We start from the raw sequence: 20668 nt of genomic DNA on the forward strand, positions 1-20668 counted from the left end.
TCCCGCTTGCGGGAGAGGGGGTGCACTGCCTTCGTGGCCGCAATCGAGCCATCTTCCTCATGCCTCAATCTCCACTGCCTCCGCCTTCAGCATCCTCTCCAGCGTCTCCAGCCGATCGGCCTCGCGCGGCGGCTTGTCCCAGCGCAGCCGGCTGATGCGGGGGAAGCGCATGGCGACGCCGGATTTATGTCGCGGCGAGCGCTGCAGCCCCTCGAACGCCACCTCCAGCACCAAGCCCTTGTCGCCCTCGTGCACGACATGGCGGACGGGGCCGAATTTTTCCGTGGTGTTGCGGCGGACGAAGCGGTCGATCTGCAGCAGCTCTTCGTCGGTGAAGCCGAAATAGGCTTTTCCGACCGGCACCAGCTCGTCACCGCCCTCGCCTGCGGTCCAGACGCCGAACGTGTAGTCGGAATAAAAGGACGAGCGCTTGCCGTGGCCGCGCTGCGCATACATCAGCACGGCATCGATGATGTGCGGATCGCGTTTCCACTTCCACCACTGGCCCTTGGGACGTCCGGGCAGATAAGGCGCATCGCGTCGCTTCAGCATCACGCCTTCGACGGCGTCCGCGTCTTCGCCGGCACCGGCACTTGCGGGATCGGCGCGTGCGGCAGTCAAAGCTTCCCAGTTGGCGAAGGCAACGGTGGGCGACAGATCGATGCGGGGATCGTCGAGCTCCTTGATGAAGGTCTCCAACCGTTCGCGCCGTTCCGCGAACGGCAGCTCGCGCAGATCATTCTCGTCGTCGCCGAGCAGATCGTAAGCGCGCAGTTGAATCGGAAACTCCTTGATCAGCTTGGGCGAGACGACCTTGCGGTTGAGCCGCTGCTGCAGGACGTTGAAACTCTGCACACGGCCCTCACGCAGGATCAACAGCTCGCCATCGATCGCGCCCGGCAGGCGCAGCGACGGCACGAGATCCGGAAAGCTCCCCGTGATGTCCTCGCCAGTGCGCGAATAAAGCCGCGCCGTGATGTGGCCGTGGTCGTCGCGGCCCGCCACCGCCTGCACGCGGATGCCATCCCATTTCCATTCGGCGATGTAGTCGGCGGGATCGAGCACGGCGAAATCGCTGTCCTCGATCGCATGCGCGAGCATCACGGGGCGGAACGGCGCGGGATCGCGATTGACCGGCTTTTCGGCACGGCCCTCCAGCCAGGCGAACAGGTCGAGATAGGGTGGCGCAAGGCCAGGCCAGATCAGCTCGACCTCATGCGGATCCTTGTCGCCGAGCGCGGCGGCCGCAGTCTTCGCCAGCCGTGCCGAGATGCCGATGCGAAGCGCGCCGGTGACGAGTTTCAGCAGCGCCCAGCGGCCGGTCTCGTCGAGCTCGTCGAGCCAGCGCTCGAGCTGTTTTGGCAGCTCGGTCTTGCCGAGCGTGCGGAGGGTGGTGACGACTTCGGTGAGCGTTGGGGGTGGCGGGTTGTTGTGGTTGCTTGGGTAAGAGGACTCATTGGCATCTCGCCCGGAGTACCCCCCTCCCCGCCCCTCCCCCACAAGGGGGGAAGGAACGGAGAGGCTCGTGCGTCCCTCACTTTGGAAATCGGTGAGAGATATTGTGCTCGCTGACAACGCCGCACTGCGCTGCGCTCCCTCCCCCCTTGTGGTGGAGGGTTGGGGAGAGGGGTAGCCCGGAAAAGACTCGTCGCTATTTGCGCCGCGCCTCGGCCACATCAGCGCCACCGTCTCCGAGAGATCGCCGACATAGTCGTAACTCAAGCCGAACAGCACCGGATCGGTACGCGATGCGATGAGTTCGCGGATCAGGGCGGGCTTGGCGTGCTTGAAGCTGAGCGCGCCGGTGAGCGCAGCCAGCGCGTAGCCGCGGTCGGGGTCTGCGACCTCGCGGAAATAGCCGGTGAGCAGCCGCAGCTTGTTGTTGCGGCCGGGCTCGTAGGCGAGACGGTCCAGCAGTTCGGCGAAGCGGTTCATGCTTCGGCCTCGTCAATGGCCGGCGTCTCGCTTTCCTCCTCGTCGCCATAGCCGACGAGATCGAGCGGCTGCGCTTTCAGGCCTTTGCTCTGGCACCAATGCACCAGCGCATCTTCCTGGCCGTGCGTGACCCAGATCTCGCCGGCACCGGTCGCGCCGATGGTCGCGGTGAGGCCGTCCCAGTCGGCGTGGTCGGAGATCACCAGCGGCAGCTCGATGCCACGCTGCCGTGCCCGGGCGCGCACGCGCATCCAGCCCGATGCGAACGCGGTGACGGGATCGGGAAACCGCCGCGTCCAGAGATCGGAAGTGGCCGAGGGCGGCGCCAGCGTGATGGTCCCGGCGAGCGCCGACTTCTTCACGCCCTTCACCGGCCTGAGCTCGCCGAGATCGATTCCGCGGCTCTGATAGTACTCTGTGATCTTCTCCATCGCGCCATGCAGATAGATCGGGGCGTCATAGCCGGCCGCGCGCAGCAGCGCTATCACGCGCTGCGCCTTGCCGAGCGAATAGGCCCCGGCGAGATGCGCGCGCTCCGGAAACAGCGCGACCGAGGCCAGCAGCTTCTTCACCTCGTCGCTCGCATCGCCATGCCGGAATACCGGCAGCCCGAACGTCGCCTCGGTGATAAAGACATCGCAGGGCACCAGCTCGAACGGCGTGCAGGTCGGGTCGGGCGCGTCCTTGTAGTCGCCGGAGGCGACGATGCAGGTGTCCTTGCAGGTCACAGCAATCTGCGCCGAGCCCAGCACGTGGCCGGCCGGGTGGAATTTCACGCAGACGTCGCCGAGCCGGATCTCCTCGCCATAGCGGATGACTTGCGTTGAGCCGGCAAAATTCTCGCCGTAACGCAGCCGCATCATCTCCAGCGTTTCCTGCGTCGCCAGCACCGCACCATGGCCGGCGCGGGCGTGGTCGGAATGGCCGTGGGTGATCACGGCCCGCTCGACCGGGCGGACGGGGTCGATATGGAAGCCGCCGGGCTTGCAGCACAGGCCGGCAGCAACTGGCAGCAGGATGTCTTGCGGACGCATGATGGTCATATAGTCACGGGGCCCCGATATTCACCGGTCATGCGCGGGCTTGACCCGCGCATCCATCCCCCTAAAGAGTTCCTTTTTTGATGGATTGCCGGGCCTTCGCCGCGCCGGAGGGGCTTCGGCCCCGCAGGCGGGTCAAGCCCGGCAATGAAAATCGGTTCCTCCAATGCCCCTCCGCCTATTCCAGTCCTCAGGCGATCTCATGGCCGACCGCCGCTTCGAGTTCGCGCGCGATCTCCAGCTCAAGGGCGACCTGCCCGCCGCCGCTGACCTCATAGAGCAGGCGATCGAGCTTGCGCCTGACTTCACCTCGGCCTGGTTCACGCTCGGCGAAATCCGTCAGCGGCTCGGCGAGCGCGACAAGGCCGTCGCGGCGTTTCGAGAAGCGCGGCGGTCCGATCCCGACGACCACCATGGGGCCGGCCTGCATCTGATGCGGCTCGGCGACGCACAGATGGCCGAAATGCCCAAGGCCTATGTGCAGGCCCTGTTCGATCAATACGCGCCGCGCTTCGAGCACACACTGGTCAACGATCTCGACTATCGCGCCCCGGCGCTGATCTTCAAGGCGGTGGTGGCCGCGCGGGTCGCCGCGAAGAAGCCGGCCTTCTTCAAGCGCACCATCGATCTCGGCTGCGGCACCGGGCTTGCAGCCGCCGCCTTCGCCAAGCAGGTCGACCATTTCATCGGCATTGATCTGTCGCCCGGCATGATCAAGGAGGCGCGCGCCACCAACCTCTACGCCGAGCTCGAAGTCGCCGACATGATGGAAGGGCTGCGCAGCAAAGGCGATGGATGCGCGAACCTCGTCGTCGCCGCGGATGCGTTCGTCTATCTCTCCGACCTCGCGCCGGTGCTCAACGAAGCCAGGCGTGTGCTTGTATCCGGCGGCGTGCTCGCTTTCACGCTGGAGACGCATGATGGCAGCGGCATCGTTCTCGGCGAAGGCCTGCGCTATGCCCATTCGGCGGAATATGTGCGCGGCGCGATCGCCAGGGCCGGCCTCAAGCTCTTGACACTGGAGCCCGCCTCTCCACGGATCGAGAACAACGAGCCGGTGAGCGGCCTCGTGATCGTGGCCGAGAAAACTTGAGTCTAGGCGCTAACGCCCCGTGATTTGAGCGTCATTGCGTCGCAAAGCCGTGACTTCCCACTTGCGAGCCGAGCTGCGATGCCAGCACAATGCCCTCGCCAGGGAGAAACAAATAATGACGAAGAATCCATCGCGGCGCGATTTCAGCGCCGCCGCGCTCGCCACCATCGCCGCATCCACCTTGCCCGCGCCGTATGTCTGGGCGGCGGAGAAGAAATACGATGCCGGCGCCAGCGACACCGAGATCAAGATTGGGCAGACCGTGCCGCATTCCGGCCCCGGCTCGCTCTACGGCGTGTTGGGGCGCATCGGCGAGGCCTATTTCCAGATGCTGAACGAGAAGGGCGGCATCAACGGACGCAAGGTCAAGTTTCTCACCATGGACGATGCCTATAGCGCGCCGAAATGCGTCGAGGCGACGCGGCGCCTGGTCGAGCAGGAGGAAGTGCTTGCGCTGTACGGCTCGCTCGGCACCGCGCCGCAGACCGCCGTGCATAAATACCTGAACTCCAAGGGCGTGCCGCAGCTGCTGCTCAACACCGGCGCGTCGAAGTGGAATAATCCGAAAGAATTCAAATGGACGATGGCGGGCCTGCCGCTCTATCCGACCGAGGCGCGCATCCTGGCCCGTCACGTCGTCAGCGTGAAGCCGAACGCCAAGATCGGCATCCTCTACCAGAACGACGATTTCGGCCGCGACTTCCTCGGTCCCTTCAAGAAAGTTTTGGAGGACGCCGGCGGCACCGCAAAGGTGATCATGGAGCAGACCTACGATCTCACCGAGCCGACCGTCGATTCCCAGCTCATCAACCTCTCGAAGTCGGGCGCCGACGTCTTCTACAACATCTCGACCGGCAAGGCGTCGTCGCAGTCGATCCGGAAGGTCGCCGAGCTCGGCTGGAAGCCGCTGCAGCTTCTTTCCGCCGGCTCAACCGGCCGCTCGATCCTCACTGCCGCGGGCCTCGAGAACGCCACCGGCATCGTCGCCATCCGCTACAACAAGGAGGTCGGCCTGCCCAAATGGGAGAAGGACCCCGACGTGATGGCGTTCGAGGAATTGCGCAAGAAGTACACGCCGGCCATCGACCCCGACAACACCATCGCCTTCGCCGGCTACGGCCAGGCCGTGACCATGGGCGAGATCCTGCGCCGCTGTGGCGACGACCTCACCCGCGCCAACGTGCTGAAGCAGGCCTCGAACCTCAAAGGCTTCCATTCGCCCTACTTCCTCGACGGCGTCACCTACAGCTACACGCCCGAAGACTACACGCCGATGAAGACGCTTTTCATCTCCACCTTCACCGGCAAGGACTGGGACATCTCCGACAAGCCGATGTCGGAATAGGCCGGGGCGCGCCGCCGCTGCTTCCCCTCTCCTGCTCTGCCAGGAGAGGCAGGAAGCAAGAGCGCGCTCAGGCGCTAAGGCGCCATCGCCAGCCGATACGCCCGCGTCGCATTCACGCCAAAAGCCTTGTCCCGCAGCTGCGGGCCAAGCTTCGCCAGACAAGCCTCCAGCGCGTTCTTGATCTCGCCATAGCTTCCCGCAAGCAGGCACACCGGCCAGTCCGAGCCGAAGATCAGCCTGTCCTCGCCGAAACACCTCGCGGCGTGCGCGACGAACGGAAACAGCCGCTCCGCATCCCAATCATTCCAGACTGCTTCGGTCGCCAGCCCGGAGATCTTGCACCAGACATTTTCGCAAGCCGCGATCGCCTTGATGCGATCGGCCCATTCGTCGCTGCCGCCGTCGGCGATCGGCGGCTTGGCGGCGTGGTCGAGCACGAAGCGCGCTCGCGGAAAGGCCTGCGCGGTGGCGATCGCCGACGGCAGCTCGCGGGCGCGGACGAGACAATCATAGGCGAGATCGTGGGCGAACACCGCGGTGAGGCCGCGCTGGACGTCCTCGCGCAGCAGCCAATCGGGATCGGCTTCATCGTGGACCTGGTGGCGAATGCCGACCAGCTTGCCGCCGCCGCGTGAAGCGCGAAGCCGATCAAGCGTTTCGCCAAGCGTACCATCCGTCAGATCAGCCCAGCCGACCACGCCAACGACGAAAGGATTTTCGTGCGCAATGCGCAAGAATTCCTCGGTCTCCTCTAGCGAAGAGCGGCATTGCACCACGATGCTGGCGTCGATGCCGTTCGCCTTTAGCAGCGGTGCAAGATCGGCCGGACCGAAGGCACGGCGGATCGGCGTCAGCTCATCCGCTGCCATCCAGGGATAGTCGGCGCGCGCCGGGTCCCAGAAGTGCTGATGGCTGTCGATGATCATGTCCTACGCCCCACCCGGCAGCGGCGCGCGGGCATCGACGAGGTTTCGTGCAAGCAGTTCCTGCCAGAAGGCCGCCGGCACCGCACTCTCCGACATCGCGATGTTGTCGGAAACCTCCGCGGCGTTGCGCGCGCCCATCACGGCGACCGTGACGGCCGGATGCGCCATGCAGAACTGGAGCGCGGCGGCTTTCAGCTCGGTGCCATGCTTGCGGCAGAGCGCGTCGAGCTCGAGTGCCCGCGCAACCAGTGAAGCATCGGCGTCCTGATAGTTGAACTTCGCGCTGGTGTGCGGATTGGCCAGGATGCCGCTGTTGTAGATGCCGCCGAGCAGGATGCCGATGCTCTTTGTCGTGCAGAGCGGAAACAGCGCATCCAGCGCCCCCTGATCGAGCAGCGTGTAGCGCCCGGCGAGCAGGAAACAGTCGACCGGTACGGCCTCGGCGAAACGCACCGGCATCTCCGACTGGTTCATGCCGGCGCCGATCGCCTTCACCGTGCCCTCGCTGCGCAGGCGCTGGAGCGCGCGAAAGGCACCAGCGACGGCGTCGTCATAGTGGTCATCGGGATCATGCACCAGGAGGACATCGACACGGTCCAGCCCAAGGCGCCCCAGGCTCTCCTCGACCGAGCGCAGCACGCCGTCATGGCTGAAATCGAACACCGGCCGCTCGCGCGGCGTGCCCTTGTAGTGTTCGTCCTCGGCGGTGCCGCCATCAGGGGCGCGCAGCAGGCGACCGACCTTGGTCGAGATCACGTAGGATTCGCGCTTCTGTTGCCGCAGGAAAGCACCAAGCCGCCGTTCTGCGAGGCCGAAGCCGTAGAGCGGCGCCGTATCGAAGAATCGCACCCCGAGCGACCAGGCGCGCGCGATCGTCGCTTCCGCATCGGCATCACTGACCGGGCTGAACAATCCGCCGAGCGGGGCGGAACCGAGACCGATTGAAGTGACGTCGAGCGAGCCTAGCCGCGACCGTTTCATTCCCATTGCCTTGTCTTCATTCCAACAGTCCAGATCATCTCCCCCGCTTGCAAAAATCGCAAGCGGGGGAGGCACGCAGGAGCGCGGGGCTGGCGGACGCTCCTACTTCAACATCTGCGCGACGTTGTCCTTGGTGACGAGATCGAGGCCGGTGTAGACGATCTCCGGCACCTTCTCGCCCTTCTTGATGGCGAGCAGCGTGTCCATCGCCTTCTCGCCCATCTCGAACGGACGCTGGCCGACCAGCGCGTTGGCGTAGCCGTCACGCAGCAGCTCGAGCTGCATCTTCAGCGTATCGGCGACGACCAGCGTGAACTTGCCGGAATCGATGTCCTTCTTGTTCCTGCTGGCGAAGGCCTTGAAGCCTTCGGGCGCGAACATCGGCCAGCCGCCGATGGGCACGATGGCGGCGAGATCGGGTGTCGCGGTGCGCATGTCGGTCATCTGCTGGACCGCGAGTGCCGGATCGTCGTTGCAGAAGGTCGGGGAGCCCGCGACCTCCGTCCACTTCGAGCCCTTCAGCGCCTCGCGCACGCCGTCGACACGCTCGGCGAGGTTCTTGGCGCCGGGGCCGCCCGAGACCATGGCGTATTTGCCACCGTCGGGGCGCATCTTCACGAGCTGCTTGCCGAGCGCGACGCCGAACTCCTTGTTGTTGGTGCCGATATAGGCGATGCGCTTGGAGCCCGGCGCGTCGGCATCGAAGGTGATGACGGGAATGCCGGCGGCCGTCGCCGCCTCGATCGACTTGGTCATGGCGGCGACGTCGGCCACCGAGATGGCGAGGCCGTCGACCTTCTGGGTGACGAAGTCCTGGATGATCTGGGCTTGCGTCGCCGGCTCATGCTCGACCGGTCCCTTGTAGATGCACTCGATATTGCCGAGCTCCTTGGCGCGCTTCAGGCAGCCGTCGCGCGCGAAGTCGAAGAACGGATTGTTCATCGCCTTGGGCACGATGACGAAGCGGTAGTTCGCGGCCAACGCCGGCGTCGCCATCATTGCGACGGCGATGCCGGCAAGAAGAAGTTTCCTCATTGTCTCCTCCACCCTTCTCTGGCGCCCGTCCTCTTTGAAACGTCCGGGAAGCGGACAGGCGGCATCTTCGTTGTTTTCCCGGAACGACGTCACCTTCAGCTCATCCGCGAGCGGATGCGGTCGACCAGCACGGCCAGGATGATGATCACGCCCACCAGCGTCTGCTGCCAGTAGGAGGAGACCTGCGCCAGCACGAGGCCGTTGCGGATCACCTCCAGCAGCACGCAGCCGACGATGGCCCCGAGCGGACCGCCGATGCCGCCGGCGAGGTTTGCGCCGCCGATGACGGCCGCCGCGATCACGTTGAGCTCGTAGGACGTCGCCATGTTGGCGGGCGCCGATCCGAGCCAGCCGGAGATGATTATGCCCTGGAGGCCGGCTGCGAGCGCGCAGATCACATAGACCTCGATCTTCACCCGCACGACCGGAATGCCGGTCAATTCAGCGGCTTTCTCGTTGCCACCGAGCGCGAAGACGTGGCGGCCGAACGAGGTGTGATGCAGGACCACGGCCATCGTCAGCGCGAGAATCACGAGATAAATGAAAGGCACGGGCACGCCGAGCACGTCGCCCGACGTGAGCGCGTAGAAACGATCGGCATCGGGCCCGCCCGGAAAGCTGCCGCGGCCGTTGGAGACGACATAGCCGAGCCCGCGCACGATCGAGAGCATGCCGAGCGTGGTGACGAAGGGCGACAGGCCGAGCACCGCGATGCAGAAACCGTTGACGAGCCCCGCGATCAGCGCGACGCCGAGGCCGGCGAGGATCGAGACCAGCAGGATCAGGCCCGGCACGTTGGCAATTACGGTCTTGCCGTCGGCCGCCAGATGCACGAACAGCGCGCCCGCCGGCGAGCCGGGCGCCGACAGCTCGGTCATCACCATCGAGGTGATCATGGCCGAGAAGCACATCATCGATCCCACCGACAGATCGATACCGCCGGTGATGATCACGAAGGTGACGCCGAGCGTCGCGATGGCGATGAAGGAAAAATTCTTCGCCACGTTCTGCATGTTGCCTTCGGTGAAGAAATACGGGCTGGCGAAATGCATGATCACCAGCAGCACCGCGAGCGCGAGCAGCACATAGCCGGTCTGGGAGGCGAAGATGCCGCGCTGCCACCATCTGATCCGGCCGACATTGGTGAAGCTGATCGGGGATTCCATGGGCATGGCCATCACGCCGCCTCCTTCGCGCCGGTGATGAGCGCGGTGACTTCCTCTGGCGAGGTCTGGTGGATCGGCTTGTCGGCGCGCTTCTCGCCGCGGCGCATGACGATCACGCGATCGCAGACCGCGAACACATCCGGCATACGGTGCGAGATCAGCATCACTGCGACGCCCTGCTCCTTCAGCCGGTGAATCAAGCCGAGCACCTGCTCGACCTGGCGCACCGAGATCGCGGCGGTCGGCTCGTCCATCATCACCAGCCGCGCATTGGAGAGCCGCGTCCGCGCGATCGCGACCGCCTGGCGCTGGCCGCCCGACATCTGCTTGACGAGATCGTCGGGGCGCGTCTCCGAGCGCAGCTCGCCGAACAATTCCAGCGCGCGCGCCGCCATCGCCTTGTGGTCGAGCAATGCGATGGGCCCGAACCTGCGCTTCAGCTCGCGGCCGAGGAACACGTTGGCCGCCGCCGTGAGATTGTCCGACAGCGCGAGGTCCTGGTAGACGACCTCGATGCCGACGGCACGGGCATCGACCGGCCGGCTGAAATGGACCGCGTTGCCGGCGAAGCGGATCTCGCCGTGGCTGGGGCGGAAATTGCCGGCGATGATCTTGACCAGCGTCGACTTGCCGGCACCGTTGTCGCCCATCAGGCCGACCACCTCGCCCGGCATGACCTGCATGTCGACGCCATGCAGCGCGCGGATCGCGCCGAACTCCTTGCCGATGCCGGTCAGCTCGAGGACCGGTGTCGCGTCAGCGTTTGCCATCAGCAGCCTCGCTCAGACATAGCGGTTGACCAGGGATTCCAGATATTCCTGCCGGCCCGAGCGCGGCTGCGGGTCGAAGCCGGGACGGAGCGCGCGGTCGGCGAGATCGGCAAGCGAACGTTGGCCACCGAGAATGGCGCGGCCCTCGGTGCCGGCCCATCCCTCGTAACGCTCGGTGAGCGGCGCCGTGAGGGCGCCGGCATCGACCATGTCGGCGGCGGCAAGGAACGCGCGCGCGCAGGCATCCATCGAGCCGACATGGGCGTGGATCAGATCGTCCGGGTCGATCGACTGCCGCCGGATCTTGGCGTCGAAATTGAGCCCGCCCGTGGTGAAGCCGCCACGGTTCAGGATCTCGTGAAACACCAGGGCGAGCTCCGGCACGTTCATCGCGAACTGGTCGGTGTCCCAACCGAGCAGATCGTCGCCGCGGTTGATATCGAGCGAGCCGAACACGCCGAGTGCCTCCGCGAGCGCGACCTCATGGTGGAAGGAGTGACCGGCGAGGATGGCGTGGTTCTGCTCGATGTTGAGCTTGACGTCCTTCAAGAGGTCATAGCGCGCAAGGAAGCCGTAGCAGGTGGCGACATCGAAATCATATTGATGCTTGGTCGGCTCCTTGGGCTTCGGCTCGATCAGGATCGGCCCCTTGAAGCCTATTCTGTGCTTGTGCTCGACCACCAGCGAGATGAAGCGGCCGAGCTGGTCGAGCTCGCGCTTGAGATCGGTGTTGAGCAGCGTCTCGTAGCCCTCGCGCCCACCCCACAGCACGTAGTTCTGGCCGCCGAGCCGGTGCGTCACCTCCAGCGCGGCGCGGACCTGGCCGGCGGCATAGGTGAAGATGTCCGGGTCCGGATTGGTCGCCGCGCCCGCCATGTAGCGGCGGTGCGTGAACAGATTGGCGGTACCCCAGAGCAGGCGCACCTTGCTCGCGGCCATCTTCGCCTCGAACAGATCGGCAATCGCATTGAGATTGGCGACGGATTCCGCGAGCGAGCCACCTTCCGGCGCTGCATCGACGTCGTGGAAGGTGAAGAACGGCACGTCGAGCAGGCGGAACAGCTCGAAGGCGACGTCGGCCTTGGCCCGCGCCTGCGCCATCGCGTCACCGCCCTGGTGCCACGGCCTCAGGAACGTCTCGCCGCCGAAGGGGTCACCGCCCGGCCAGCACAGCGAATGCCAATAGCAGACCGCAAAGCGCAGATGATCCTCCAGCCTGCGGCCGTGCACGAGGCGGTCCTTGTCGTACCAGCGGAACGCGGGCGCCTGTCCCGCATCCTTGCCGGCGAAAGCGACAGGTGTAGTCGCATCGAAGAATTTGGCTGACGCGTTCACTTAAGAGCACTCCTTCAATGCGGGATAAAGCTCGCGCCATCGCCGATAGGCCTCGTCATAGGCCTCGGTGACGGATGCGCAGGGCGTGAAGCTCGCGAGCCGCCGCGGGCGGGTGCAGACCGCTGCGGGTCTCTCGCCGGTCACAGCGAGCCGGCCTAGCCTGGAGGCGCCGAGGGCCGCCCCCACCTCGCCTTCCTCGATGCGATGGACGGGAATGCCGAGCACATCGGCGCAGATCTGCGCCCACAGCGGCGAGCGCGAGCCGCCGCCGACGAGATCGAGCTCGGCAACAGGCCCGCTCGCCGCGCTCAGCGCCGCCAGATTGTCGCGCGCGGCAAAGGCGACGCCTTCGAGCACGGCCTGCACGATCTGCGTCCGCCCGGTCGCACCGCGCAGGCCGACGAAGGCGCCGCTGGCTGCGGCATCGTTGTGCGGCGTGCGCTCGCCGTCGAGATAGGGCAGGAATTGGATCGGGCTCGGCCCATCGACGCGCTCGCCGAGCGGCGCCAGCAGCGCTGCGGCCGGTGCCTCCATCACACCGGCGAGCCAGGCCAGCGAGGCCGCTGCCGAAAGCATCACGCCCATCTGGTGCCAGAGGCCGGGCAGCGCGTGGCAGAACGCATGCACCGCCGAGGCTGGCGCCGGCGCGAACCGATCGGTGACGCGGAACACCACGCCGGACGTTCCCAGCGACAGGAACGCATCGCCCGGCGCGATCGCGCCGAGCCCGATCGCGCTCGCGGCGTTATCGCCGGCGCCCCCGGCGACAACGACATCTTTCGCCATGCCCCAGCGCTGCGCGAGTTCCGGCGCGAGCATGGCGCTCGCCTCGCTGCCCTCGACGAGGCGCGGCATGTGGTGGAGATCGAGCCCGGTGGCATGCAGCAGCAGGGGCGACCAGCGGCGCAGACCGACATCGAGCCACAGCGTGCCGGCCGCATCCGACATATCCTCGATCATCTCGCCGGTCAGGCGATAGCGCACATAAGCCTTCGGCAGCAGCACCTTTGCGACGCGCGCGAAGATTTTTGGCTCATGCCGCGCGACCCACAACAGCTTCGGGGCGGTGAAACCGGGCATCGCGAGATTGCCGGCAATCGCGTGCAGCGACGGGCAACGCTGCTCCAGCACGGCGCATTCGGCCTGCGAGCGGCCGTCGTTCCAGAGGATCGCCGGACGCAGCGGCCGGCCGTCCTCGTCGAGCAGCGTCGCGCCATGCATCTGGCCCGACAGGCCGATGCCGCGGACCCGCGTGACCTCGCGTGGATGGCGGGCGGCGAGATCGTCGACCGCACTGATGGCCGCGTCGACCCAGGAATCGGGATCCTGCTCGGACCACAGCGGCGCCGGATGCGACAGCGCGAGCTCGCGCGCCGCCGTCGCGAGGATCGCGCCGGCTTCGCTCACGAGCACCGCTTTCACACCGGATGTGCCGATGTCCAGTCCGAGATACAAATCGTCCTCCTCTTTGCCCTTTTGCGAGGCGCGATCTTGACGTCACGCTCTCCGCCACGGCCCGTTCGATATCCACTGCCGCTAAGGCAGATTGTCCCGCATCACGATGTCGATCCTGATCTTCTCCTGTTCGCGCAGGATCGGCTCGCCGCGGGCGAGCGCGAGCAGCACGCGCACCGCGGCGCGCGCTTCGTGTCCGGGGTTCTGCGAGATCGCGGCATCCATCACGCCCTGCAGCAGCAGCCGGCGCGTCAGCACGGTGACGTCATGACCGACGAACACGACCTGCTTGTCGCGGCCGGCATCGCTCAACGCCTTGTCACTCAGGGCCTTGTCATTCAAGGCCTTGTCATTCAAGGCCTTGGCGACGCCTTGCGTGCCCGCGCCGACGTTATAAAGGCCGACGATGTCAGCATGCTTGCCGAGCAGCCGTGCCAGCACCTGTTCCGAACGATCGTCCTCGTCGCGCCCTTCCAGCACCGGCAGCACGCTGAGCCCTGGGAATTCCGACGCCATCACCTGGTTGAAGCCGAAGATGCGCTCGGCATGGTCGCGCAGGCCCTGCGAGCCCGCGACGATCGCGACCTTGCCGGACTTTTGACCGGCCAGCCGCCCGACCAGCGCGCCGGCGGTGCGCCCCGCGGCAATGTTGTCAATGCCGACATAATGGTGGCGGCGCGAGGACGGCACGTCCGAAACCAGCGTCACCACCTTGGTGCCGGCATCGACGAGATCGTTGATCGCGGCGCGGACGCCCGGATGATCCAACGCCACTACAGCGACGCCGTCGTAATCGCCCGACAGCGCCTCCAGCGTGCCTGCGAGCACCGAGGGATCAAACACGTCGGTCGCGACCATCTCGACATTGAGGCGGCGAACCGTGAGCCAGGCCGACATCTCGCCGAGATAGGCCTCGATCTGCTGCATGAACGGGTTCGGCCCCGACGGCATCACGAAGGCAAAGCGGCGGGCGCGGCCGCGGGCGAGCTCCGCGGCGGCGACGTGCGGCTGGAACGCGTTGCGCTCGATCGCCGCCTGGACGCGCCGCACCGTGTCCGGCCGCACCCCAGGGCGGTTGTGCAGCACGCGGTCCACGGTCGCGAGGCTGACGCCCGCCTCGCGGGCGATGTCCTTCAGCGTCAGCGCGGTCGCGGTGAGGGTATCGGCCATCGCTGAAGGTTAGCAGAGGTGTTTTGAGGTACGCAACTCATTTTGAGGCCGGTGAGCTCCTGGGTCGGCGAACAGGTCCAAGCGCTCCCGCAACCGGCCTGAGCATTGATGGACTTGTCGACAGGCCATGACAGGCCTGCTCTGATCTCACATCTTCCCGTAGGAGGCGCCGCGCCGCGTGATGATGACGTAGCGTGCGTCCTGCTTGGTTTCGTTCTCGAAGATCACCGCGCGCATCACGTCGAAATCCAGGCAGTCGCCTTCGCGCAGGCGCACCGCCTTGGCGTCGATGTGCACGGCGATCGCGCCTTCCAGCATCAGCAGCTGCTGGGTAAAGGCGTTACGGCCCCAGGGGCTGTATGGCACCCGCGCGCCGGCCGGCAAATCGACGACAATGATCTCGATGCCGCTGGCCGCATCCGTCGGCGAGGCGTGCCGCCGGCGATAGCCGCTGTCGGGATCGCGCCAGTGCGGCTGGTCGGCAAGCCGCACCAACCGCTCCGGCGGCTTCTCGGCGAGCGCGACGACATCGCTGAGCGACACGTCGAGCGCCGCGCAGAGTCTTCCGAGCAGCGCAGCCGTCGCACTGCTCTGCGCCCGCTCCACTCGCCCGATCATGGCACGGCTGACGCCGGACCGCGCCGCGAGCTCGTTCAACGTCATGCCCGCCTGAGTCCTCAGCGTCTTCAGGCGGCGACCGATCGCGCGGTCGAGTTTCTGCTGGTCCATTTTTCGCGATCCTGGCCTTCATCCAAGCGCTGCCCGGCGCAAGGGCCGCCCCGGGGATGGGCGGAGCTTAGGCCAATGGAAAGTTTAGACCGGACGAGAGCAGCTAATATATTGGAATCTCAGACCCGCGCGAATATGCATTGGCGCCTGCAAGTCCGGTCGCAATGGACATTCAATCGGGGAGCTTGGAGCGGGCGAAGGGAATCGAACCCTCGTATGCAGCTTGGGAAGCTGCCGTTCTACCATTGAACTACGCCCGCTTATGCGCGGCTTGCGCGCCCGTCCTGATTAGCCGAGACGGCGCCTCCCGCCAAGCGGTTTGGCGCAGCCAGCCGGCCGGTTATTAACGTCCTGATAAGATTCCACGTGCGCCGGATTGTGGCAGTGTTATGATCTCGTGTCTGGGGAGAGACGTGCACTGAGTGGGGCGTGTGCATGGTGGGGCGTGGCTATACGATATTCGACACGGCGATCGGGCGCTGCGGCATCATCTGGAGCGACACCGGCGTGATGGCCGTGCAATTGCCGGAGGCGCGGGAGATCGACACCCGCCGCCGCATCTTTGCGATCCATCCCGAGGCGCGCGAGCAGCGCCCCTCCGACAATGCCGAGCTTGCGATCGACGGCATCGTGAGCCTGCTGCAGGGCAACGATCCCGATTTTTCCGAGGTCAGCCTGGATGCCGGCGGCGTGCCCGGCTTCAACCGCCGAGTCTATGAGTTCGCCTGCTCCATTCCGCGCGGGGAGACACGCACCTATCACGAGGTCGCCAAGGCGCTGGGCGCCTCGGGCGCGGCACATTCGGTGGCACAGGCGATCGCCAAGAATCCCTACATGCTGATCGTGCCCTGCCACCGCATGCTGGAGGCCGGCAATTACACCGATCGGCTCTCGCCTTACGGCGGGGTGATCTCCAAACGGCGGCTGCTGGCGCTGGAGGGCGCCCATCCCGTCGCCAGCAAGACGCTGTTCGAGGTGCTGCTGCCCGTTGCTCCGCCCCGCCCGCCTAGCTAAGGCGCGATCATGGTCGCACCTCAGCTTTTTTGGGCATGATCTTCTCGGACAACCGCTACACACTTGTCCGGTTCATGCCTAGATAAGGCGGCATGGATGCCACCACACTGCTGACGTCACAATCGATGATCGTTTCCGAGTTTCGCTGCGACGCGGGACCGGGCGATACGCCATTTGCCGAATGCCGCACCGGGCATTCCATCGCCTATGTCCGCTCGGGCAGCTTTGGCTGCCATTGCCGGGCCGGTTTCTTCGAACTGGTGGCGGGCTCGATGCTGGTCGGCGCGCCCGGCGAGGAATACACCTGCACGCATGAGCATGTCAGCGGCGATGTCTGCCTGTCGTTCTTCCTCAGCGCGGATATGGTCGATGCCCTCGGCGGGCGGGGCGAGGTCTGGCAGGTCGGCGCAACGCCGCCGCTGCCCGAATTGATGGTGCTGGGCGAGCTCGCCCAGACGGCGGCAGATGGCAACAGCGATATCGGCCTGGACGAGGTCGGTCAGATCCTGGCCGGCCGTTTTGTCGACGTCGTTTCGGGCAAGGCGCGCAAGCCGGCCACCCCCACCGCGCGCGACCGCCGCCGCGCGGTCGAGGCCGCACTTTGGATCGACGACAACTCGCATGCCGAGGTCGATCTCGAACAGGCCGCAAAGCAGGCGGGCCTCAGCCCGTTCCATTTCCTGCGGCTGTTCTCGAGCGTGCTCGGCGTCACCCCGCATCAATATCTGGTGCGCTCGCGGCTGCGGCACGCAGCGCGGCTGCTCACGGATGACGACATCGCGGTCACCGATGTCGCCTATGACGTCGGCTTCGGCGATCTCTCCAACTTCGTCCGCACCTTCCACCGCGCTGCCGGCGTATCGCCGACCAAATTCCGCCAGGCCTCGCGCGGGGAGCGCAGCGTCTTCGCCGAACGCCTCGTCCTCAACTGAGACAGGTCGGCCGCATGGTGGGGTAATAGTCTGTTGACCAGATGGGCGCGTCGTACTGGGCTTGCGGCACGCCGCGCGATATTACAACCAAAGAGCGAATCAACGCTCTTTGAGTGCGGCGACCCGGCAGATGAACAGTGCCCCGAGTGATGTGATTGCGGCCACACTGATCGCGCTTGCCGTTGGTCTTGCCTTCATCGCCGGCTGTGCCGTCTATTATGGCCGCCAGATCACCTCGCGCAGGATTCCGATGCAGTGGGGCACCGACGGGGAACCGGCCTGGTTTGCACCACGCCTCATCGGGCTCTGGTTCAGCTTCGGCGTCACGGCCGCCCTGTCCGCGTTCCTGCTCGTCCTCGCCCTTCATGACCCGCAGAAGCTCACGGCCCTGATCGTCGCAACAGTCAGCGTGATCGGAACGAACATGTGGGTTCACGTCTATCACCTGAAACGGGTGATCCGGTGGCAGTCGGAGGTGCCGGCGAATTAGCCGGCTGCCAAGCGCAAGATTCTCCAAGAGCCGCCCGCCTCACCCCGACTAGGGTTGTCTCCGGCGCGCGCCATCTTCGGCGCGCTTTGCAAATGGAGACGACCATGTACGACCACATCGGGCTTCGCGTTGCCGATCTCGACGCCGCGACGCGCTTCTACACCGCGGTGCTGGCGCCGCTCGGTTACGTCCTGTGCTCCAGCGGCGACGGCTATGCGGGTTTCGGGCCGAAGGGCGAGCCTGCCCTGTGGCTGCACCTGAACAAGGGCCGTAAGGCCGACGGCGCGCACATCGCGTTCCGCGCCGGAAATCATGACGCGGTCAAGGCGTTCCACAGCGAAGGTCTGAAGAGCGGCGGCCGCGACAATGGCGGCGCCGGGCCGCGCAAGGATTACAGCCCGACCTATTACGCGGCGTTCCTGATCGATCCTGATGGCAACAATGTCGAGGCGGTTTGTGCCTGAGCGCTAGCGAGATCTCGTAGGGTGGGCAAAGCGACTTGTCCGACGTAGCTCGAAGAGCGAAGGCGGAAGCGTGCCCACCAACTGTCCCCGTCAATCCAAATGGTGGGCACGGCGCTACGCGCCTTTGCCCACCCTACAAAACTGTTTTTGAGGAAACACCATGGCCTCCATCCACAACGACATCTCCATCAACGCCCCGGCGCGCGACGTCTGGGATGCGGTGCGCGATTTCGGCGCGCTGCATGAACGGCTGGCACCCGGCTTCGTCACTGCCTGCACGCTCGACGGCGATGCGCGTATCGTCACCTTCGCCAACGGCTCGGTGGCGCGCGAGGTGCTGGTCGATTGCAACGACGCGCGGCAGCGCCTCGTCTATGCCATCAACAACGAGCGGCTGCAGCATTACAGCGCCTCGGTGCAGGTGATCGCCGACGGCGAGCGGAGAAGCCGCTTGGTGTGGATCATCGACATGCTGCCGAACGAGCTCGAAGCCTACGTCCAGGGCCAGACCAAGGACGCCGTCGTTGCGATACATAAGGCGTTTCCGCCCGCTGCAGCCTAGCGGCGGTCCACGCGCTGCGGCTCTGTGAGTTTTCTCACAGAGCTCCGCCCTCGCCAGCCGTAACCATCGCGGCGTGCGTCCGGTTGGCTCCGCTCTCCCGGCGGCGCCACGAGACGCGAGGAGCATGCCATGCGAGGTGCGGACAAGGTGATTTGCCAGGCGGCCGCCGTGCTGCTGCTGTTTTCAGTCGCGAGCTCGCCGGCGAAGGCGCAGTTCTTCGGCGGCGGAGGTGCCGGCGGCGAGGACATGATGACCCAGATGGCGCCGATGCTGGAGATGATGAAGGCGAAGATGGGCAAGCGCCGCTTCGCCATGATGATGCAGACCATGGGCCCGATGATGAGCCGCATGATGGAGAATGGCGGCGGAGGGCTTGGTGGCATGATGGGCGGCGGCAATCTCGGCGGCGGCTTCGGCGCACCCAATTACGGCGGCTACACTCCGATGGGCGGCGGCACCATGCCGGCCGGTTATGGCGGCGTTGGTGGCGGCGACATCATGGGCATGATCGGCGGCGCCGGAGGCGGCGACATGATGGCGATGATCCCGCAACTGATGCGGCTCGCCAATGTCGGCGGCGGTGGCCATCGCCGCCACAGGCATCGCTAATCGGCGACGCCCGAGAGAGCCGGCCTGATCGCAGCCTTGCTCGCGCGCGGTCCCCAGCGCGTCAGCACCACGCTGGAGAATGAGAGCAGGCCGAGCACGACCATCGAGCTTGCGGCCAGCCAGAAAAAGCTCTGCGCGGTCGCATCGTGCGTCGACAGCCACCAGCCGGCCGTCGAGATGTAGATCAGCCGCGCCGTCTGCGCCAGCACCGGCCCGATCACCTTGGCCGCGCCTTGCGACGAGAAGTACATCGTCGTGGCAATGCCGAAAAAGGCGTAGAACGGTCCGACCGTCGAGAGATATTGATGGCTCGCCGCGCGCACGGCCGCGCTGTCGGTGAAGATGTTGATCCAGAGATCGGGAAACATCGCAACGACGCAGGCCGGCGCGCCGACGGCCATGAAGGCGGCAGCACTGGCGATCCAGGCGACGCGCCGTGCACGCGCGATGTTGCCTGCGCCGATCGCCATCCCCACCATCGGCACGCAGGCGATGCCGAACGAGAACGCGATCGAGGTCAGCAAAAATTCGAGCCGCGCGCCGATGCCGTAGCCGGCGAGGATCGTGGTGCCGAACTTCGCCAGCATGTGGGTGAAGATCGAGATCGTCAGCACCGATTGCAGCGGCGAGAAGCAGGCGATGGCGCCGACCTTCAGGATGTCGAAAAACATCGCCCACTGAATCCGCAGGCCGCGCAGCTTCGGTGTAACCCGGGCGCGGCCGGAGAACAGGTACCAGCCCATGATGCAGATATTCATGGAATAGGCGATCAGCGCGCCGGCCGCGACGCCGCGCATGCCGAGCTGCGGCACCGGCCCGAGCCCGAGGCCGAGCGTGCCGCCGAGCACGATCTGCCAGGCCGCCGAGTTGAGGATGAGGAACGACGGCAGCTTCATGTTGCCGGTGCCACGCAGCACGCCGGCCATGGTGTTGAGCAGCCAGGGCAGCACGGCGCCGCCGAAAAAAACCTGCGTGTAGGCGACAGCGTGGGTCAGCACGTCGCCGCGGCCGCCGAGCATTTCCAGCACCCGCGGCCCGAAGATCAGCATGCCCAGCATGAAGACGAGGCCGAAGCTGATGCCGATCAGGATCGCATGCGCGGCGAGCGTGGCGGCGCGTTCGCGATCGCCGGCACCGAGCGCGCGGGCAATGGCGGAAGCCACCGCACCACCCATGGCGCCGCCCGACATCGTCATGGTCAGAATGATCGTCGGAAACACCAGCGCCATCGCCGCCAGCGCCTCGACGCCGAGCCGGCCGATATAGGAGGTCTCCGCGATCACCGTACAGGTGCCGGCCGAGAGCGCGATCACGTTGGGCCAGGCGAGGGAGAGCAGCGTGCGCAGGATCGGCCCGTCTACAAGCGCGCTTCGCACCGGCGGCGGGGGCGGCGGCAGCGGACGCTCTTGCTCATCGACCGGGATTTCGGCGATGTCGGACATGTCCTCTCCGGGGCACGGGGCGCCATTTGCGGCGCGGCAATGCGTTGGTGTGCCAATTATTTTCTTCGCGCAGAAGGCGCGGCGAGAGGTTTGTTAGCACGGCCCGCAGCGATTGCTCCTGCGCTAGCTGCAGGCGTGCCCTGCGGCAGCGCATTTCAGCCCGTGAAATTGCGGC

Annotated in this window: 20 protein-coding genes and 1 tRNA gene; 8 read left to right on the forward strand and 13 right to left on the reverse strand. The window is 66.0% G+C overall.

Going from position 1 to position 20668, the window contains the following annotated elements; translation table 11 throughout:
• Positions 1-57: 57 nt before the first annotated feature.
• Positions 58-1935: an ATP-dependent DNA ligase gene (locus tag RAD10_RS01765; RefSeq protein WP_461616081.1), complete on the reverse strand. Its 1878-nt coding sequence runs from the start codon at positions 1933-1935 to the stop codon at positions 58-60.
• On the reverse strand, positions 1932-2969 hold the full coding sequence (locus tag RAD10_RS01770) for a ligase-associated DNA damage response exonuclease (protein ID WP_461616567.1): 1038 nt from the start codon (positions 2967-2969) through the stop codon (positions 1932-1934). Before RAD10_RS01770 ends, RAD10_RS01765 begins: the two co-directional genes overlap by 4 nt.
• A gap of 172 nt (positions 2970-3141) precedes the next feature.
• On the opposite strand from RAD10_RS01770, the gene RAD10_RS01775 reads away from it, so the two are divergent.
• The gene (locus RAD10_RS01775) at positions 3142-4068 is read left to right on the forward strand and encodes a class I SAM-dependent DNA methyltransferase (RefSeq protein WP_461616082.1); all 927 of its coding nucleotides are present in this window, start codon (positions 3142-3144) and stop codon (positions 4066-4068) included.
• 115 nt (positions 4069-4183) lie between these two features.
• On the forward strand, positions 4184-5413 hold the full coding sequence (locus tag RAD10_RS01780) for an ABC transporter substrate-binding protein (RefSeq protein WP_165637778.1): 1230 nt from the start codon (positions 4184-4186) through the stop codon (positions 5411-5413).
• A gap of 74 nt (positions 5414-5487) precedes the next feature.
• Here the strand turns inward: RAD10_RS01780 and RAD10_RS01785 are convergent, their stop codons facing one another.
• The 10 genes from RAD10_RS01785 to RAD10_RS01830 all read right to left on the reverse strand — a co-directional run bounded on the left by RAD10_RS01785 (position 5488) and on the right by RAD10_RS01830 (position 15240).
• Positions 5488-6339: an amidohydrolase family protein gene (locus tag RAD10_RS01785; RefSeq protein WP_461616083.1), complete on the reverse strand. Its 852-nt coding sequence runs from the start codon at positions 6337-6339 to the stop codon at positions 5488-5490.
• A 3-nt stretch (positions 6340-6342) separates the two neighbouring features.
• On the reverse strand, positions 6343-7320 hold the full coding sequence (locus RAD10_RS01790) for an aldo/keto reductase (protein ID WP_461616568.1): 978 nt from the start codon (positions 7318-7320) through the stop codon (positions 6343-6345).
• A 102-nt stretch (positions 7321-7422) separates the two neighbouring features.
• The gene (locus RAD10_RS01795) at positions 7423-8355 is read right to left on the reverse strand and encodes a sugar-binding protein (RefSeq protein ID WP_038973213.1); all 933 of its coding nucleotides are present in this window, start codon (positions 8353-8355) and stop codon (positions 7423-7425) included.
• Between the two features lie 95 nt (positions 8356-8450).
• Positions 8451-9533 (reverse strand): ABC transporter permease, encoded by a 1083-nt coding sequence (locus tag RAD10_RS01800; protein ID WP_461616084.1) that lies wholly within the window; start codon positions 9531-9533, stop codon positions 8451-8453.
• A complete protein-coding gene (locus tag RAD10_RS01805; protein WP_271592814.1) occupies positions 9533-10291 on the reverse strand; it encodes an ATP-binding cassette domain-containing protein in 759 nt (252 codons plus the stop codon). The genes RAD10_RS01800 and RAD10_RS01805 overlap by 1 nt, the downstream gene beginning before the upstream one ends.
• Positions 10292-10303: 12 nt before the next feature.
• Entirely contained in the window at positions 10304-11626 is a 1323-nt protein-coding gene (gene xylA, locus RAD10_RS01810; RefSeq protein WP_461616085.1) for a xylose isomerase, read from the reverse strand.
• Positions 11627-13081 carry a xylulokinase gene (gene xylB / locus RAD10_RS01815; protein ID WP_461616086.1) on the reverse strand — a complete coding sequence of 485 codons (1455 nt, stop codon included), beginning with the start codon at positions 13079-13081 and terminating at the stop codon, positions 11627-11629.
• 81 nt (positions 13082-13162) lie between these two features.
• On the reverse strand, positions 13163-14251 hold the full coding sequence (locus RAD10_RS01820; RefSeq protein ID WP_461616087.1) for a LacI family DNA-binding transcriptional regulator: 1089 nt from the start codon (positions 14249-14251) through the stop codon (positions 13163-13165).
• A gap of 147 nt (positions 14252-14398) precedes the next feature.
• Positions 14399-14980 carry a helix-turn-helix domain-containing protein gene (locus RAD10_RS01825; protein ID WP_271609651.1) on the reverse strand — a complete coding sequence of 194 codons (582 nt, stop codon included), beginning with the start codon at positions 14978-14980 and terminating at the stop codon, positions 14399-14401.
• A gap of 186 nt (positions 14981-15166) precedes the next feature.
• Positions 15167-15240 (reverse strand) — tRNA-Gly (locus RAD10_RS01830).
• Between the two features lie 175 nt (positions 15241-15415).
• Here RAD10_RS01830 and RAD10_RS01835 point away from each other — a divergent pair.
• The 6 genes from RAD10_RS01835 to RAD10_RS01860 all read left to right on the forward strand — a co-directional run bounded on the left by RAD10_RS01835 (position 15416) and on the right by RAD10_RS01860 (position 19051).
• Positions 15416-15994 (forward strand): methylated-DNA--[protein]-cysteine S-methyltransferase, encoded by a 579-nt coding sequence (locus RAD10_RS01835; protein ID WP_461616088.1) that lies wholly within the window; start codon positions 15416-15418, stop codon positions 15992-15994.
• A 92-nt stretch (positions 15995-16086) separates the two neighbouring features.
• Positions 16087-16926 (forward strand): helix-turn-helix transcriptional regulator, encoded by an 840-nt coding sequence (locus RAD10_RS01840; protein WP_461616089.1) that lies wholly within the window; start codon positions 16087-16089, stop codon positions 16924-16926.
• A gap of 130 nt (positions 16927-17056) precedes the next feature.
• Positions 17057-17416 (forward strand): SdpI family protein, encoded by a 360-nt coding sequence (locus RAD10_RS01845; RefSeq protein WP_461616090.1) that lies wholly within the window; start codon positions 17057-17059, stop codon positions 17414-17416.
• A 104-nt stretch (positions 17417-17520) separates the two neighbouring features.
• Positions 17521-17880 (forward strand): VOC family protein, encoded by a 360-nt coding sequence (locus RAD10_RS01850; protein WP_461616091.1) that lies wholly within the window; start codon positions 17521-17523, stop codon positions 17878-17880.
• Between the two features lie 160 nt (positions 17881-18040).
• Positions 18041-18442, forward strand: a complete 402-nt coding sequence (locus RAD10_RS01855; RefSeq protein ID WP_461616092.1) for an SRPBCC family protein — start codon at positions 18041-18043, stop codon at positions 18440-18442.
• 129 nt (positions 18443-18571) lie between these two features.
• Entirely contained in the window at positions 18572-19051 is a 480-nt protein-coding gene (locus tag RAD10_RS01860) for a hypothetical protein (protein WP_461616093.1), read from the forward strand.
• Here RAD10_RS01860 and RAD10_RS01865 read toward each other — a convergent pair.
• Positions 19048-20493 carry an MATE family efflux transporter gene (locus tag RAD10_RS01865; RefSeq protein ID WP_461616094.1) on the reverse strand — a complete coding sequence of 482 codons (1446 nt, stop codon included), beginning with the start codon at positions 20491-20493 and terminating at the stop codon, positions 19048-19050. The two genes, RAD10_RS01860 and RAD10_RS01865, sit on opposite strands and share 4 nt — an antisense overlap.
• Between the last annotated feature and the right edge of the window lie 175 nt (positions 20494-20668).

This window comes from Bradyrhizobium sp. 23AC (assembly GCF_054863025.1).

Bases quoted from the DNA above. Each gene is read 5' to 3' on its own strand.
- RAD10_RS01765 (WP_461616081.1), bottom strand. From the start codon at position 1,935: ATGAACCGCTTCGCCGAACTGCTGGACCGTCTCGCCTACGAGCCCGGC.
- RAD10_RS01770 (WP_461616567.1), bottom strand. From the start codon at position 2,969: ATGCGTCCGCAAGACATCCTGCTGCCAGTTGCTGCCGGCCTGTGCTGC.
- RAD10_RS01775 (WP_461616082.1), top strand. From the start codon at position 3,142: ATGCCCCTCCGCCTATTCCAGTCCTCAGGCGATCTCATGGCCGACCGC.
- RAD10_RS01780 (WP_165637778.1), top strand. From the start codon at position 4,184: ATGACGAAGAATCCATCGCGGCGCGATTTCAGCGCCGCCGCGCTCGCC.
- RAD10_RS01785 (WP_461616083.1), bottom strand. From the start codon at position 6,339: ATGATCATCGACAGCCATCAGCACTTCTGGGACCCGGCGCGCGCCGAC.
- RAD10_RS01790 (WP_461616568.1), bottom strand. From the start codon at position 7,320: ATGAAACGGTCGCGGCTAGGCTCGCTCGACGTCACTTCAATCGGTCTC.
- RAD10_RS01795 (WP_038973213.1), bottom strand. From the start codon at position 8,355: ATGAGGAAACTTCTTCTTGCCGGCATCGCCGTCGCAATGATGGCGACG.
- RAD10_RS01800 (WP_461616084.1), bottom strand. From the start codon at position 9,533: ATGGCCATGCCCATGGAATCCCCGATCAGCTTCACCAATGTCGGCCGG.
- RAD10_RS01805 (WP_271592814.1), bottom strand. From the start codon at position 10,291: ATGGCAAACGCTGACGCGACACCGGTCCTCGAGCTGACCGGCATCGGC.
- RAD10_RS01820 (WP_461616087.1), bottom strand. From the start codon at position 14,251: ATGGCCGATACCCTCACCGCGACCGCGCTGACGCTGAAGGACATCGCC.
- RAD10_RS01825 (WP_271609651.1), bottom strand. From the start codon at position 14,980: ATGGACCAGCAGAAACTCGACCGCGCGATCGGTCGCCGCCTGAAGACG.
- RAD10_RS01835 (WP_461616088.1), top strand. From the start codon at position 15,416: ATGGTGGGGCGTGGCTATACGATATTCGACACGGCGATCGGGCGCTGC.
- RAD10_RS01840 (WP_461616089.1), top strand. From the start codon at position 16,087: ATGGATGCCACCACACTGCTGACGTCACAATCGATGATCGTTTCCGAG.
- RAD10_RS01845 (WP_461616090.1), top strand. From the start codon at position 17,057: ATGAACAGTGCCCCGAGTGATGTGATTGCGGCCACACTGATCGCGCTT.
- RAD10_RS01850 (WP_461616091.1), top strand. From the start codon at position 17,521: ATGTACGACCACATCGGGCTTCGCGTTGCCGATCTCGACGCCGCGACG.
- RAD10_RS01855 (WP_461616092.1), top strand. From the start codon at position 18,041: ATGGCCTCCATCCACAACGACATCTCCATCAACGCCCCGGCGCGCGAC.
- RAD10_RS01860 (WP_461616093.1), top strand. From the start codon at position 18,572: ATGCGAGGTGCGGACAAGGTGATTTGCCAGGCGGCCGCCGTGCTGCTG.
- RAD10_RS01865 (WP_461616094.1), bottom strand. From the start codon at position 20,493: ATGTCCGACATCGCCGAAATCCCGGTCGATGAGCAAGAGCGTCCGCTG.